Origin of the sequence: Amycolatopsis sp. lyj-90 (genome assembly GCF_046549035.1) — a bacterium.
Classification (GTDB): domain Bacteria; phylum Actinomycetota; class Actinomycetes; order Mycobacteriales; family Pseudonocardiaceae; genus Amycolatopsis.
Window position 1 is genome coordinate 776,829 of sequence record NZ_JAJPWP010000004.1, and the last position, 13,852, is coordinate 790,680.

General features: G+C 67.9%; 15 protein-coding genes. 7 read left to right on the top strand and 8 right to left on the bottom strand.

The features are described 5' to 3' along the window. Window positions 1-483 (top strand): ImmA/IrrE family metallo-endopeptidase, encoded by a 483-nt coding sequence (locus ACLJPX_RS19085; protein ID WP_101607800.1) that lies wholly within the window; start codon window positions 1-3, stop codon window positions 481-483. Continuing rightward, a complete protein-coding gene (locus tag ACLJPX_RS19090) occupies window positions 480-1,577 on the top strand; it encodes an MAB_1171c family putative transporter (RefSeq protein ID WP_410601292.1) in 1,098 nt (365 codons plus the stop codon). The genes ACLJPX_RS19085 and ACLJPX_RS19090 overlap by 4 nt, the downstream gene beginning before the upstream one ends. Here ACLJPX_RS19090 and ACLJPX_RS19095 read toward each other — a convergent pair. Next, window positions 1,501-2,712: a DUF418 domain-containing protein gene (locus tag ACLJPX_RS19095; RefSeq protein WP_410601337.1), complete on the bottom strand. Its 1,212-nt coding sequence runs from the start codon at window positions 2,710-2,712 to the stop codon at window positions 1,501-1,503. The two genes, ACLJPX_RS19090 and ACLJPX_RS19095, sit on opposite strands and share 77 nt — an antisense overlap. A 364-nt stretch (window positions 2,713-3,076) precedes the next feature. Continuing rightward, window positions 3,077-4,057 carry an FG-GAP repeat domain-containing protein gene (locus tag ACLJPX_RS19100; RefSeq protein ID WP_410601293.1) on the bottom strand — a complete coding sequence of 327 codons (981 nt, stop codon included), beginning with the start codon at window positions 4,055-4,057 and terminating at the stop codon, window positions 3,077-3,079. 104 nt (window positions 4,058-4,161) lie between these two features. Here ACLJPX_RS19100 and ACLJPX_RS19105 point away from each other — a divergent pair, with 104 nt between their 5' ends. Next, entirely contained in the window at window positions 4,162-4,548 is a 387-nt protein-coding gene (locus ACLJPX_RS19105; protein ID WP_410601294.1) for a VOC family protein, read from the top strand. 150 nt (window positions 4,549-4,698) lie between these two features. Continuing rightward, entirely contained in the window at window positions 4,699-5,115 is a 417-nt protein-coding gene (locus ACLJPX_RS19110) for a hypothetical protein (protein WP_410601295.1), read from the top strand. 64 nt (window positions 5,116-5,179) lie between these two features. On the opposite strand, the gene ACLJPX_RS19115 is transcribed toward ACLJPX_RS19110, so the two are convergent. Further along, the gene (locus ACLJPX_RS19115) at window positions 5,180-5,545 is read right to left on the bottom strand and encodes a hypothetical protein (protein WP_101607805.1); all 366 of its coding nucleotides are present in this window, start codon (window positions 5,543-5,545) and stop codon (window positions 5,180-5,182) included. 475 nt (window positions 5,546-6,020) lie between these two features. On the opposite strand from ACLJPX_RS19115, the gene ACLJPX_RS19120 reads away from it, so the two are divergent. Beyond that, window positions 6,021-7,262, top strand: a complete 1,242-nt coding sequence (locus tag ACLJPX_RS19120) for an acetyl-CoA carboxylase biotin carboxylase subunit family protein (protein ID WP_101607806.1) — start codon at window positions 6,021-6,023, stop codon at window positions 7,260-7,262. A 39-nt stretch (window positions 7,263-7,301) separates the two neighbouring features. Beyond that, the gene (locus tag ACLJPX_RS19125; protein ID WP_410601296.1) at window positions 7,302-9,347 is read left to right on the top strand and encodes a hypothetical protein; all 2,046 of its coding nucleotides are present in this window, start codon (window positions 7,302-7,304) and stop codon (window positions 9,345-9,347) included. Window positions 9,348-9,379: 32 nt separating this feature from the next. Here the strand turns inward: ACLJPX_RS19125 and ACLJPX_RS19130 are convergent, their stop codons facing one another. The 5 genes from ACLJPX_RS19130 to ACLJPX_RS19150 all read right to left on the bottom strand — a co-directional run bounded on the left by ACLJPX_RS19130 (window position 9,380) and on the right by ACLJPX_RS19150 (window position 13,147). Continuing rightward, window positions 9,380-10,063 (bottom strand): choice-of-anchor P family protein, encoded by a 684-nt coding sequence (locus ACLJPX_RS19130; protein ID WP_410601298.1) that lies wholly within the window; start codon window positions 10,061-10,063, stop codon window positions 9,380-9,382. Between the two features lie 25 nt (window positions 10,064-10,088). Then, complete coding sequence (locus ACLJPX_RS19135; RefSeq protein WP_410601299.1) at window positions 10,089-10,907, bottom strand: L,D-transpeptidase family protein; 819 nt, start codon at window positions 10,905-10,907, stop codon at window positions 10,089-10,091. Between the two features lie 352 nt (window positions 10,908-11,259). Next, window positions 11,260-11,481: a hypothetical protein gene (locus tag ACLJPX_RS19140; protein ID WP_410601300.1), complete on the bottom strand. Its 222-nt coding sequence runs from the start codon at window positions 11,479-11,481 to the stop codon at window positions 11,260-11,262. Beyond that, window positions 11,478-12,866: a hypothetical protein gene (locus tag ACLJPX_RS19145; RefSeq protein ID WP_410601301.1), complete on the bottom strand. Its 1,389-nt coding sequence runs from the start codon at window positions 12,864-12,866 to the stop codon at window positions 11,478-11,480. The genes ACLJPX_RS19140 and ACLJPX_RS19145 overlap by 4 nt, the downstream gene beginning before the upstream one ends. A gap of 20 nt (window positions 12,867-12,886) precedes the next feature. Further along, window positions 12,887-13,147 (bottom strand): response regulator transcription factor, encoded by a 261-nt coding sequence (locus ACLJPX_RS19150; RefSeq protein ID WP_410601302.1) that lies wholly within the window; start codon window positions 13,145-13,147, stop codon window positions 12,887-12,889. 254 nt (window positions 13,148-13,401) lie between these two features. On the opposite strand from ACLJPX_RS19150, the gene ACLJPX_RS19155 reads away from it, so the two are divergent. Further along, window positions 13,402-13,794: an alpha/beta hydrolase gene (locus ACLJPX_RS19155; protein WP_410601303.1), complete on the top strand. Its 393-nt coding sequence runs from the start codon at window positions 13,402-13,404 to the stop codon at window positions 13,792-13,794. Window positions 13,795-13,852: the final 58 nt, after the last annotated feature.

The window sequence follows — 13,852 nt, forward strand, 5'->3', positions numbered from 1 at the left end:
ATGTTCGGCAGGAAGAGCGCGCTGTGGCGCAGATGTGAGCGGATCGCGTCCGCTGTGCGACTACCGGATCCGTTCGAGGTCACCACGTTGTTCGGTGAGGTCGCCGCGATGCGGGGGCGGCCCATCGAACTGGTGGCGCTCCAGGCTCGGCCGGGAGCGCCGTGCGGGGTGCTCGCGGCCACCGATCGAGCGGACTACGTGTTCTACACACAGGACACGTCCCCCTTGCACCAGGTGCACATCCTGCTGCACGAACTCGGTCATCTGCTGTGCGGGCACGTCGAGGGCGAGGTACTGCCGGAGACGGTGGCCGCGCTGATCACGCCCAGTCTGTCGGTGGATTTGGTCCGCAGGGTGCTCGGCCGCACGACGTACGCGCAGGAGCAGGAGAAAGAGGCCGAACTCGTCGCGTCGTTGCTCATGCGCCGCGCCGTGGGCGCCGGGCCCGGATCCGATCGGCTGCGCCACGCTCTCGGCTCGTGATCAGCTATCTGTCCGCCGGGCTGCTGGCGCTGATCGGCCTCACCCGGCTGATCACCGTCCGCACCGGGCCGAAGCATCTGGTCACGTTCTTCCTCAGCATGGCGGCAGGACTCGCCGTCTCCGCCGAGACCACGGTCCGGTTGCTCGGCGACGAGCTGCTCCCGCGGCTGGTCACCAACGCGCTGCAACTGCTCGCGATGCGCGCGCTGGTGCAACTGGTCCGCAGTACCCGGTCGCCGGAGAAGCCGACACCGTTCTGGCCGATCGTGCTGTGCTGGGCCGTGATGGTCCTGTGCTACCTGGACATCGCGCCACATCGGCTCGAGGTGGGCACACCCGAATTCCAATGGCGCTTGAGCGTCGTGGTCTATCAGGTGGTCCTCACGACGTACGGGGTCACGTGCCTGGCGATGTTCACCCGCACCCTGGCCCGCAGCGCCGCGGGCCGTCCACGAGGGACGTTCCGGACAGGGCTGCGGATCCTCGTCTGCGCTGCGGTCGCGACCATCGGATGGGTGCTGTTCTCCGGGCTTCCGTCGCTGTGGCTGGAGATCACCGACCTCGCGGACCTGGACTTCATGCCGCGCGCCCGCCTGCTCGGACTCTGCGCGATGGTGCTGTGGGTTCTCGGCGGACTGTTCACCACCTGGGACGGTGCTCTCCGCCTGGTGCGTGCGTGGCAAGGGATCCGGGCGGTCACACCGCTGTGGAAGGAGCTCGTCGCCGCTCACCCGCAGATCGCCTTGCCCGTGCGCCACGACATCGAGTTCAAGCTGTACCGCAGGCTGATCGAAATCCGTGATGGCGTCCTGGCGTTGCGGGCACACGTCCCGCCGCACCTCGGGGACTGGCTGCGCACCCCGGTCGACGAACCCACGCGCGCCGCCGCCGAAGTCGCGGCGGCGCTGGTGATGCGTGAGGCCGGCCGGAGCTGGCCACACCATCCGGCGGGCGCGGGCGAGGCGCAGCCCAGCATGCGGGAGGAAAGCGCCTGGCTGAGCGCGGTGTCGTCCGCGTTCACGCACTCCCTCGTCGTGAGGGAGGTGCGGGAACGCGCGGTGGCGTCCGCCGCGGGGCGTAGAGACGATGCATGAGCAGTTCAAGGGGACCACGGTCGAAACGCCGAAGCCACAAGAGAGCGAACGCGACGTTCACCAATCCGACGAAGGTCCAGAGGCCGACGATCCACCACGGACGGGCATCCGCGAAACGCTCGGCGAGCCCGAGACCCCAGCCGTAGCAGAGGAAACCGGCAAGCAGGTTCTGGAGTACGTAACAGGAGAGAGCGGTCCGGCCGACCGCGATCAGTCCACTTCGGACGGCTCCGGGCTTCTCGCGCATCCGTAGTGAGAGATGGGTGACCAAGGCGAGCAGGCCCAGGGCGACGAGTGGCGGCAACAGGTACCTGTCGACGAGCAACCAGTCCGGCCCGCCGAAACCGGTCAGCACGTTCAGCGGTAGGCCGACGGCGAAGCCCAGCACGAGCAGGCGCGCACGAAGCTGTGCGCCCTTCTCCGTGTCCTCGAAGACACCGGCCCTCCGCAGGCGGGAACCGAGCAGGAACAGGACGACCGCGGAGGGCACGATCAGGATGGTCTCCGCCCGCAACATCAGGAACTCGTTGAAGCGGACGGCGACCTGCGCGGGCCAGCTGGCCGTCGTGGCGGGGTCGACCGGGGCCGGCTCGCCGGAAACGCCCGGTCCGGCCACGAGCAACGCTGTCGCGGCGAGGATCAGCGTGGTGTACACGCCACCCACCACGACGACGACGTTGCGGACGACCCGATCGCTCCGGCCGACGAGGTACGCGACGAGCAGCGACGTGAGCCCGTAGGCCATGAGCACGTCGCCTTCGAAAACGAGCAGGTAGTGCGCGACCCCTTCCATGAACAGAATTCCCGCCCGGAGTGGATACCTGCCAGGCCAGGAGACACCGCGCCTCCGCGCGGACTGATACTGCAACTCGAGGCCCACGCCGAACAGGATCGTGAGCAGCGCGAGGAACTTGCCGTTGCTGAGCGTACGAAGTCCGATCTCGACGTGCTCCGCGACGCTGTTCGCGGTGCCGACGAAATCCTGGAAGAAGCCCGCGGGCCCGCCGGGATGCGCGAAAAGGAACACGTTCGTCCCGAAGGTGCCGAGAATCGCCACCCCCCGGAGCAAGTCGAGAGAAGAAATCCGCCCACTACGGGATTGCTGCGCGGCGGTGGCCGCTGTCCGGTGGATCATGTCGTCGAGCGTGCCACCGCCCGCATCGGGCATCGTCCCTCGTTGGGACGATCTTGCCCTGGTCACTTGGTAGCAGTCCGGTCGTTCGTCGCCTTCGCTGACGGGTTCGGCCGAGTGATCCTTCGTGTGGAGACCGAAACCCGTTTGAGGGAAAGGCTATTCTGTCGCGCGCTCGCGTCCTGGCTTTCGGGGCCGCGGGGGAGTGATCCGGTCACGAACCGTAAATCGTGTGCGGCCGACTAGTCCGACCGACTGTCATCCTTTCGATGCTCGGTCGTGTCGATCCAAGGAACGACAGGAAAAACGGAGCGGCGTGGAGCCGAAGTCACCTCCACGCCGCCGGAAAGAGTCGCATCCGGTTCACCTATTGCGAGCGCAACACCCAGACGTCGTTGGCGTTCACCGAGACGAGGTCCGCGTCGCCGTCTCCGTCCACGTCGGCCGTGAGGGTTTCCTTCGTGCCGAAGAAGGAACCCGCGTACCACGGTTCCGGAGAGGAGTAGCCGGTACCGGTGGAGCGCATCACCTGGACGTCGTTGTCGTTGATCGCGATGAGGTCCGCGTCGCCGTCGGCGTCGATGTCCGCGGTGAGGGTCTTCTTGCTGCCGTGGAAGGAAGTCGTCGACCACGACACCGGGGTGTCGAACCACCGGTTCGCGGTGCCGGGCACCACTCTCGTGCCGGCGAGGTCGACGAGGATGAGGTCGGCCTTGCCGTCACCGGTCGCGTCCGCCGCCAGTGTCGCCTTCTCGCCGCGGATGGGCGGTCCCCACGCCGTGAGCGGCAGTGTCGTGGTGCCGTCCGACCTCGCCGCCAGAGTGGCCACGTCGAACAGGCCGATCACGTCGGTGTCCCCGTCGCCGTCCAGGTCCGCTGCCAGGTTCCCGTAGTCTCCCGCGATGGTGTTGTTCAACCACTGCGAGGGTGTTCCGAAGCGTTCCACGCCGTAGTAGTCGACGATCGACCTCGCCACGAAGATGCCGCGGGGTGTCGAGGCCGTGGGCCGCCGGACCGCGATGGCGTCGGCGCGGCCGTCGTTGTCCATGTCGCCGACGAAGTTGGCGTTGCCGTTGAAGCCGCTGCTCAGGAAGTTGCCCGCACCCCAGTTCTGCTGCGGCTGGAAGCCGGAACCGTTCGAGCGCAGCACGTAACACCCGTACAGGTAGGTGTTGTAGCTGACCAGGTCGTCCTTGCCATCTCCGTTGACGTCCCCCGCCATGACCGCGACCTGCGCCGTGAACGGTCCGGCCGACCACTGTTCCGGTACGGCGGAGGTCGCCGCCGCCGGCGGAGCGAGGGTCAGGGTAAGCAGACCGGCCACACCGGCCATCACCAAAGCACGCATCACGTCCCCTTCGTGTCGGCTTGCAGTACTCAAGTCGCGATGAACCGGGAACCGTTACGAGCGGGGGTTGACCTCGATCAAACTCGAGATTTTATCGTGCTTTCATGACAGTGCAGCTGAACCACACCATCATCAACGCCACCGACCGGGCCGCGACGGCGGGTTTCCTGGTTTCTATCCTCGGGCTGCCCGAGCCCATCGAGTTCGGCCCGTTCCTGGTCGTCCAGACCGACAACGGGGTCTCGCTCGACGTCATGCACAGCACCGAGGAGTTCTCCAGGCAGCATTACGCGTTCTTGGTCGAGGAGGCCGAGTTCGACACGATCTTCGGGCGGATCCGCGACGGAGGCCTGCCGTACTGGGCGGGGCCGGGGCACCGCGGCGCCGGAGAGATCAACACCAATGACGGCGGCCGGGGCGTGTACTTCGACGACCCCGACGGTCACGCGCTGGAGATTCTCACCCGGCCGTACGGATCCGATGAACACTGAATGAACAGCGCGTGGGTTCGATCTCACCCCGCGTCGCTGAACTCGGGCTTTGCCAGTCGGAGCAACACCGGAGGCGCCACCGGTGGTACCTCCGCGACCGCATGATCCACTACCTTCGGTCGCACCTGGAGCCTGACAGCTGGAGCCGCCATGCCGACTCTGACCACCGTGGCCTGCTGGACGATCACCGCGTCGGACGACCTCGCGTGCGTCACCCACGCCGCGGACGGCGAATACCGGGCGCCGCGGGTGTGGAGCGGGCGCGGGCTCGCGATCGCCGGGACCGATCTCGCCGGTTTCGAGAAGGTGCTCGGCGAGGTGATGAAGCTGCCGGTCTACTGGCTGGCGCGGACCAGGTGCGGGAACCTCGGGGCAGGGGACGCCGCGATCTGGTCGGAGCCGAGATACGACCCGGACGACGAGTTCGTCTACCTCTCGGGTCCCTGCCGGGCCGATGGGCCGACGACGGGGTATCGGCCGGTCTCGACGTTCACCATCGACCTGGTCCACCTACGTGGCCTGCGGATCAGGATCGCCGCCTACCGGGCGGCGTCGGCCACCCGCTGACGCCGGTGTCGAACCTGGCCGGGGAGGGGCGCTCGCAGGCGACACCCCTCCCCGGATCACCGGGTCAGTGGTCCCAGCGAATACCGATCCGCCAGTTCACCGGGTACTGCAGCTCGCCGACGGTCAGCGTGTAGTAGCTGGCAGGCAGCACGCAGGATTCCGTCTTCGCCGGCGCGTGGATGTAACCGCCGCCCGAGCATTTGCCGATCGTCCACTTGAACCAGTGGTCAGGCGAGCCGGGTGCGGCGGTCGCTTCGAGGTCCACGTGGATGGTCCCGCCGGGGAAGAATCCCGACGCGAGCGAGCAGCTTGTCGCCGTAAAACACTCTTTCGGGCCCGCCCCGCCGGCGGCGCTGGCCACACCGGCCCCGGCGATCGTGGTGCCCAGTACCGTACCGGCCACGATCGCGGCCGCTCCGATCTTCTTCACTATGACTCCCCAGTCAGATGTTCCGTTCGCTCGTCGGCGAACTGCCGGGGACCCTACTGGACGGGATGAGCCGGCGTGACCCAGTTCGAGAATTCGCAGGCGAGATGCATGTGGTATGACTCCCGGCGGCCTGGACCTCGAGGTGGCCGCCACGGGACCCGTAGTGTTCGTGTCAGCGCCATCGACACCTTCGTCCTCGCCCGTCCGCACCACATCGACGGCAAGATCCTCGTCTTTCTCGTTGACACATCTCGGAAAAGCGGTTCGACCGATCGTCCATTTTGGATCAATCGACGATGACGTCGGTCACACTCGCGGAGGGAACCCCTATGAGCAAAGGAAAACCGGCCCCGTCGCGACCTCGGTCCGCTAGGTAGCCTGCGATCCATTCAGCGGGTGGTGTCACTCTCCAGGTACGGTTGGTCGGTTCATGCTTTCCGAGGAGTTGACGACGCCGACACGGAGGAACGGTCCTATGACACGACCCGAACCGGCCACGAAGAATCCAGACAAAGGGTACGTGGCTCTTTTAGGTTGGAGCCTGAACGCCGTTGAGGCGCTCGACCGGTTCGATCGGCGGTACGTCGTCGTGGCGCCGGACTGGGCCGAGAAGTACTGCGTGGAACACGACATTCCCTACCTGTCATGGAATTTCGAGCGGCTCAACGACCGTTCGCTCGAGATCGCCGAGACGCTGCAGCGTGAAGGCGTCGACGTCGCGATCCCGCTGTTCGAGGAAACCGTGGAGTGGGCCGGGGCGATCAACTCCGTGCTGATGGACAACCCGCGCCTGTTCGGCCAGGCCATGCTGCTGCGGGACAAGTCCCTGATGAAGCGCAGGGCACAGCTCGGCGGGATCCGGGTCGGGATCTTCGAGGAGGCCCACGACCGCGACGACGTGATCCGCTTCCTCAAGCGCGTCAACCAGACGCTGCTCAAGCTCGACGGCGATCCGAACGACCCGATCCACCTCAAGGCCTTCGACAAGGCCGGCTGTCTCGGGCACCGCATCGTCCGCACTCCCGACGACGTCGACGCGATCCCGGAGGAGGAGTTCCCGGTACTGATGGAGTCGCACCTCGACGGCTGGGAGTTCGCCGTCGAGGCGTGGATCCACAACGGGAAGATCAAGTTCCTGAACATCTCCGAGTACGTGACCCTGGGTTACTCGGTGTTCGTGCCCGCGACTCCCGAGCTGGAGCGCTACCGGCCGCAGATCACCGCGCAGATCGAGAAGCTGATCAAGACCTTCGACATCGAGTTCGGCTTCGTGCACCCGGAGTACTTCGTCACGAACGACGGTGAGATGTACTTCGGCGAGGTCGCCTACCGGCCGCCGGGCTTCAAGGTGTTCGAGCTGCTCGAACGCGCCTACGGTTTCAACGCCTACCAGGGACTCGCGCTGGCTTTCGACCCGAAGACGACCGAGGAAGAGATCGATGCCTTCTTCCCGAAGGAGGTCGAAGACGCCGCCGGGGTGGCGGGCTGCTTCGGGGTCTACCCGCGTCGCCGGGTGGTCAGCGAGCTGCGGATCCCGCCGGAGACCGAGGACCACGACTACTACGAGTCACACGACCTGTCGGCTCCGCTGGAGGAAACGGTGACCAAGCGGACCGCGTTCGGTACCCACTGGGGCCTGTTGTACTTCTTCGGCGAAGATTCCTATCAGATGCGCGAGCTGCTGAAGCAACAGGAAGAGTTCGACTTCTACGTCTGAGGGCGACCCCGGACCAGGAGACCGACCCGAGGGAAGCCTTTGAAACCGAACGGCGATGTTCCCGGCGCGGCCACCACGCTGGACAAGCGTGTGGCCTCGCTGGACGACGCGATCAGGACGATGGCCGAGACCCGCGACTTCGGCAAGCACACCAAGCTGCGGCGGATGCTGGAGGCGCTGCGGCGGGTGCTGGTGCAGCCTGGCGGTGCCGCGGCGGTCCAGGTCAGAGCGCGGGAGCTGGAGGAGGCGGGCCTGTTCCTGGGGACGGACTGGGCCACTCCGGAGATCCTGATCCCGGCGCTGGTCGGGCCGGGCCTGCACGCCGGGGACGCGGACACCGTGGTGATGGAGGCCTGCAGCGAGCTGCGCACGCTCGCCGTGGCCAGCGGTGACTACGCGCATCCGACGTTGTCCGCCGAGGACGCCCGGGAGTTCCTGTCCCAGGTGCTCGCGATGAACCTGGAACTGCTGTTCACCCCGCCCACCGAGGCCGAGCGGACCAGGCAGGGCCGGACCGCGCAGCTGATCAGGGATCTGTTCCGGCACGTCGCCGACGAGATCGGCTACGAAAGCGTGCTGGACAAGCTGGTCGAGGAGATCTGGCGGATCCTGCGCCAGCGCCCGATCCAGGTCGACCAGGTGCAGTCGCTGATCACCCGGATCGCGGTCTACCGGGGGGATCCGGAGGTCGACCTCGGCAACGCCTCCGGACAGGGCGTCGATCGGCTGATCAGCGCTCTGTTCGGCACCACGGAGGCGTGCCGGGAGGACCCGGGCATCGCGGTCTTCCGGTCCCGGCTGGAGGCGATGGACGACGGTGGCCTGCAGTACGAGGCCACCGGGTTCGCCAGGGCGATGCACGACACCGGGCTGGTCTCGCCGTACCACGCCGAGCTGCTGCGGTTCCTGCGGCACAAGAGCGACTATCTGCTCGGGGAGGCGCTCGGCCTGTCCGACGTCGGCCGCAACAGCCTGCTGCGGCACCGCGACCTGATCCACCGCCTGATCGAGGTGGCGGTGCACACCCAGACCGCGCAGTGCGTCTACGGGCTGGCGCTGCTGCTCGACCGCGGCATCCTCTACCTGCCGCCGATGGTGCCCGCGCTGTGGCGTCAGCTCGGGCTCGAGCTGTCCGAGCCCGCGCGCGAGCGGCTGACGACGGTGTTCGGCGACGAGCCAGGGCCCGAGGCGCGGCTGCTCGCGGGCGTGCTGTCGATGCTCGGGCTGCCGCTGGGCGTCGGCCAGGGCGACAACCCGACCTGCCAATCGGCCCGCGCGCTGTCGATGTGGGCGTACAACGACCCGGACTACCTGCTGCAGATCGTGGTCTGGGCGGCGCGGGACGACGAGGTCGTCATGCACTTCGAAGGCCAGCGGATCTCCTCGAACGACAGCGCCGGGGGCCTCGCGAGCACCCCGCCGTCGGACTTGGACCCGGTTTCGCTGCTCGTGGTGCCGCACCTGGACCGGATCTACGCCGAGATGGGGCGCCGCTGCCTCGGCAGGCCCGGCGATCCGCACCGCTGGGTCAATCCCGAGTTCCACGGCTGGTGGACCGCGCGCGGGTTCCGGATCAACGTCGACGTCGAGACCGGGAACCTGATCGAGCTCGACACCTTCCTGCGGCAGTTCCACGCGAGCTACCATCCGGCCTACAACGGGGGGCAGCCGCTGATCCACCCGCAGCCCGCCGGGGTCGCCGTCACCGACAGCGCCGCTCGCTACGTCGGGTGGCACGCGATCACCATCCTGCGGGTCGCCGCCGATCCGCACGAGGTCACCCGGGTGTACTTCTACAACCCGAACAACGACAGCGGGCAGGACTGGGGCGACGGTGTCGTGGTCTCGACCGCGGGCAACGGTGAGCGGTTCGGTGAAGCCTCGCTGCCGTTCGACCAGTTCGCGTCGCGGCTCTACATCTTCCACACCGACCCGCTCGAACACGGGGAGCAGGAGAAGGTGCCTCCCGAGGACATCACGCGGATCGTCGACTACATCGAACGAAGCTGGGGAGCGAACCGGTTGCCCGCACGCGGACTCCAGGCGGCGAAGGCGCCCCAGGAGCAAAGCCCGCCAACGGAGTGAACCGTTGGCGGGCTTCGGAGGTGCGCCGGACGTCAGCCGGTGACGTCGAGATGCGCGGAAACCGGAGTGGGCTTGGGTGCCTTCCCACCAGGCCGGGGCTTTTCCGCGGGCTTCGTCGGTTTCGGGGTGGCGCCCGGGGCCTTGGCACAGGTGGACGACGCGATGTCGAGAGTCTGTGTCTTGCCGAGGATCCTGGCCGACACGGCGGTCACGGTGAGCGTGCCGTCCGCGTTCTCGGTCTGCTTGTTCACCACCAGTTCGAGCAGCGACGCCAGCGGGACGGTGGTGTTCGGCGGGACCTGGTCGAGTTGGATCGCCTTGCCACCGGCCTTCAGGTTCGCGATCGACACCGAACCCTTGCCGTCACGGCATTCGGACTTGATCACCTCGGCGCTGAGCCCGGGAAGGGCGACGCCGGCGGGCAGCACCCCGAGGTTCAGCGAGAGACCGGCGACACTCGATTTCGCGTGCCCCGGCGTCACTTCGGCGTTCAGTGCCCGCGCGCTGATCAGTGCCGGGCCGGGGTTCGGCAGCGCCACCGAGGCGAGTGATTCCTTGCCCGGCCCGGAAACGGCGGGTGTGCGGGGAATCTTGACGAGACCGGACGCGGCGAGGGCGTACGCGGACTCGGCGGGGGCGGCCGTGGCGGGCGTGGCGGCGAAGACCAGACAGGCCGCCGCCGTGCAGGCGAGCACGCCGGTTGTACGTGGGGACAAGGAAATTACCTCCATGGTTTCGGGTTCAGGCGATCTGCACGACGGTGCCGAGCGGCAACTCCACAAGGCGGTCCAGCGCCTCGCGGGTGACCCGGATGCAGCCGTCGCTGGTTGCTTTGCCGACGAAGCTCTCGTCCGGCCAGGTGTGCAGGCCGACCGTGCCGGGCCCGCCACCGAAGGTCTCGTGTGAATCGGAATGGTTGCTCAGCGGCAGCACGATCGGGCTGTAGGTGTTCACACTCTCCTTGATGGAGGCGAGGATGAACGCGCGACCGGTGGGCGTGGGGTGCTCGGCCCTGCCGGTACCGATGGTCCACGAGCCGGTCGGCTTGCCCGCTTCGAGGATTTCCAGGCGGAATTTGCTGAGATCGACCGTGACCTGGAAGTCGTTGTGCGCCGATTCGACGGTCTCGGGCGTGGCGTGCAGCCAGCCTGTCGCACCGTTGGGCCGCACGGGAAGCAGTACTTGCGCCCAGTCGCCCTGGCGGGCGATCACCGGAACCCAGGTCGGCGAGCCGATCTGAGTCTCCGGCAGCCGGGCGATCGGTTCCGCGCCCGGGGCGCGGTAGACCGCCACGTCCGTGGTCGGGTGCAGCACTTCACCCCCGGCGGGGAGTGCGGCGGCCTGGTCGGCGGGTGCCGAGTCCAGCTCGCCGAAGGTGTTCGCTTCGGGCAGTGCGGCCAGTGCCTCGGGCGACGGCGACAGCGTGGCGACGGGGGCCGCGGCCGCACCGTCTGTCGTGGTACCGCAGCCGGACAGCGGCAGCACCACCAGCACCAAGGCGAAGAGCGCATGAACCACACGAGGGCGTGCGCCACCGCAAGAGGTCTGCTGTTGGGTCATTCAGTGCCTGTCCTTGCGCAGAGTTATCCGCAACGGGATGTGAATCCGGAATGGACATCTCTAACAGCAAGGCACTGCGTGAATCAATGAACACGATAAGTGATCAGATCGGATCTGCCTGGTGTTTTGCAGAGTTTCCGCAGGTCAGGCGCCTCTGGATAGTTCACTCGATCAGGGCGGGAATGCGAATTCGGTAACGCTGAGCTAAACCTACTCTGCGTGGCTTTCGCTGCGTCCTTCCGGAGGGTGACGCTGAAATGCTCGGCCTCGATGATCACGCGGAGTGTTCGTAATCGAATTTGTTGGTTCGATAGTGGTAGATGCCGGATCATGCCACGGCCGCGCCGCGTGGTCAGGCGGCCATGCGTTCGCCGAGGCGTCGGGCGAGTTCGGCGATCTCGTCCTCCGGGATGTCGAGGTGGCCTCGCTCCGGGGCGAAGACGACGGCGTGGTCGTCGCGGTGGGCGATGTGGTGCGGGTAGTCGGGGTTACCAGCGAGCAGTTCGCAGACGAAGCAAGCGCGGCGGGCGAGGTCGAGGTAGGCGTCGGGCTGCCAGGGCATACGTGTGGTCATCGGGGATGGATCGCCGGTGGCTCGGCGACGAACTCGAACCGGGGCGGCAGCGCCTTCCTGATGTCGTCGGCCGTCGCGTCGAGGAGATGCACCGGCAGTGGGCCGGTCATCCGGCCATCGCGGTCGAACGCGTCCTGTTCGGCGGGCCACGTCCAGAACCAGCCGAGCGGGATGTCCAGCGTGGTCGCGAGCTCGCGGGTACGGTCCGGGTCGGTGCGCAGCGTCGTGGGCTGGCTGCCGAGCTGCCAGTGGTCCGCCACGAGCTCCCGCAGCCGTGCACGATCACCGGCGATCACCGGCGCGTCCCCGTCGGCAGGCCAGTAGGCGCTGAACGGCCGAGGTCCGAGCTCGCGAACGGCGTCGAGCCGGTCCTCGAGATGCTCGTAGCCGCCGAGCGAGTCGACGACGGAAACCGCCAGCCCGCGCCAGAAGACCGGAATTCGCTCGTCGCCCGCGAGGTCCAGCAGCCGGGCCGGAGCGACGTCGCGGTGGACACCGCCGTGCACCCGCGCCGCGAGCAGCCCGGCCACCTCCTTCAAGGTGGACTGGAGGTGTTCCCGCCCGAGCCATGGCGCCACCGCGGCGACCGCCTCCTCGGTGTCCTGCGCCCGCCACAGTCGTGCCGCGGTGACCGCGAGCGCGTCGTCCGCGTCGGTGTCCAGGTCCGCGACGGGCTTCCCGAGAGCGGCGGCGACCAGCGGATGGGTGGCGTGCGGTGCCAGGAGCCCTGCCATCGCCTCGGGGGCGGCTTGTCTCACCGAGGTGATCCACAGCCACGTGTCCGCCGGATCCTCGTCGTCGGGCCCCGCCCAGTCCGCGAGGCGCCCGGTCACCAGGTCGCGGGTGAGCACACCCAGGTCGCACGCCAACGCGAACGCGTCGTCGGCGACGTCACCACTTCCGTCCGCGACCGCGAGCAGCCAGTCCCGCTCGTCGCCGGTGACGTCCTGGCCGGCGGCGACGGCGCGCACCAGCCGCCGGACCGCGGGGCCGGTGGCGCGCCGGTCGTCGGCCGCCGGGAGCGGGAAGGGCTTGGTCACCACGAACGCCTGCTCCGCGCCCATGTCCAGCAAAGTGAAAGGCTCCGGCGCGGTGGCCAGCCGTCGTGCCACGTCCTCGTGCGCTCCGTGCCAGTGCACCAGGAGGTCGTCCACCAGTTCACCTTTGCTCGTGAACGCCCGCTGGTGGGACTGCCAGTGCCAGAACGCGTACGGGGTCGTCGCGGACATGGCCCGGTCCGCCAGTTCCGCGACCGCGTCATCCCGGCCGTCGGACTGCGTGAACCGGCCCCGCGAAGGCGGGGCGAGCGTGAGGAAGCACGCGTCGTCGAGGGTGGCGAACCACTTCTTCAGTACCGTGAGGTCGCTCGCGGGGCGTTTGGCCATGACCCAGTATTTCCCGGAGCTCAGTCGTCCCAGGTGACCACTCCGTATTTGTGCGCCCGGATCACCGCCTGCACCCGGGTCGCAACCCCGAGCTTCGCCAGGAGCCGCTCGACGTGGATCTTCACCGTGCCCACGGCGATGCCGAATTCCGAGGCGATCTCGGCGTTGGCCAGTCCGCGTGCGAGACCGCGCAGCACCTCGGTCTCGCGCGGGGTCAGCAGTGCCAGTTCCGGTGGTGCGGGGCGCGGTGAGGTGCGGGCGAAGTTGCGGTATTTCGGCAATTCCTACGGCACCACTTATGGTCAGGCCTACGCCGAACTGTTCGGTGACCGGCTGGAGCGGCTCTACCTCGACGGCGTCGCCGACCACACCCGGCCCCGGCTGGCTGACTGGCTGGCCGACTACGCGCTCACCCAGGAACGGCAGCTCTTGCGCTTCCGGGACTGGTGCGCCCGTGCGGCGTCCTGTGCCCTGCATGGCAGGGACGCCGCGAACGCGTGGGACGAACTCGTCGCGACGGCCCAGCCACGACTTCATGCCCCAGGTGCCCGACTACCGCGAGTTCCTCCGCATCGAGCGCAGACTCAAGGCCCACGCGCCGCGCTTCGGCTGGATCGAAGGTCGCTTCGAACTCGGCCGCTGCGCGGGCGTTCCCGGTGATCCGGCGTATCCGCTGTCGGCGCCCATGGCACCTGCCGCGCTGGTGACGATCGGCGAACTGGACAACAACACCGCCAATCTCGGAGCGGCGCACGTCGCCGGGCAGCTTCCCCGGGCGGGCCGGGTCTGGCACGGGGAGGGGCACGCCGCCTACCTGCTGGGCAACGCATATCTTTTCGATGGCACGCTACCGGCGCCCGGTATGTTCTGCCCCGGCGAACTGGCTCCGCCGGTCGACCGAATCTCGTTATCGGGTTTCGTCGAATAGCCCGACACAGGATTTCGCACAGTGCGACACGCGCCGCCCGCCCGGTGCGAGAGGCAAC

Coding starts and splice junctions, on each gene's coding strand:
- ACLJPX_RS19120 (WP_101607806.1), top strand. CDS start 6,021: ATGACACGACCCGAACCGGCCACGAAGAATCCAGACAAAGGGTACGTG.
- ACLJPX_RS19110 (WP_410601295.1), top strand. CDS start 4,699: ATGCCGACTCTGACCACCGTGGCCTGCTGGACGATCACCGCGTCGGAC.
- ACLJPX_RS19095 (WP_410601337.1), bottom strand. CDS start 2,712: ATGATCCACCGGACAGCGGCCACCGCCGCGCAGCAATCCCGTAGTGGG.
- ACLJPX_RS19100 (WP_410601293.1), bottom strand. CDS start 4,057: ATGCGTGCTTTGGTGATGGCCGGTGTGGCCGGTCTGCTTACCCTGACC.
- ACLJPX_RS19105 (WP_410601294.1), top strand. CDS start 4,162: ATGACAGTGCAGCTGAACCACACCATCATCAACGCCACCGACCGGGCC.
- ACLJPX_RS19155 (WP_410601303.1), top strand. CDS start 13,402: ATGCCCCAGGTGCCCGACTACCGCGAGTTCCTCCGCATCGAGCGCAGA.
- ACLJPX_RS19140 (WP_410601300.1), bottom strand. CDS start 11,481: ATGACCACACGTATGCCCTGGCAGCCCGACGCCTACCTCGACCTCGCC.
- ACLJPX_RS19135 (WP_410601299.1), bottom strand. CDS start 10,907: ATGACCCAACAGCAGACCTCTTGCGGTGGCGCACGCCCTCGTGTGGTT.
- ACLJPX_RS19085 (WP_101607800.1), top strand. CDS start 1: ATGTTCGGCAGGAAGAGCGCGCTGTGGCGCAGATGTGAGCGGATCGCG.
- ACLJPX_RS19145 (WP_410601301.1), bottom strand. CDS start 12,866: ATGGCCAAACGCCCCGCGAGCGACCTCACGGTACTGAAGAAGTGGTTC.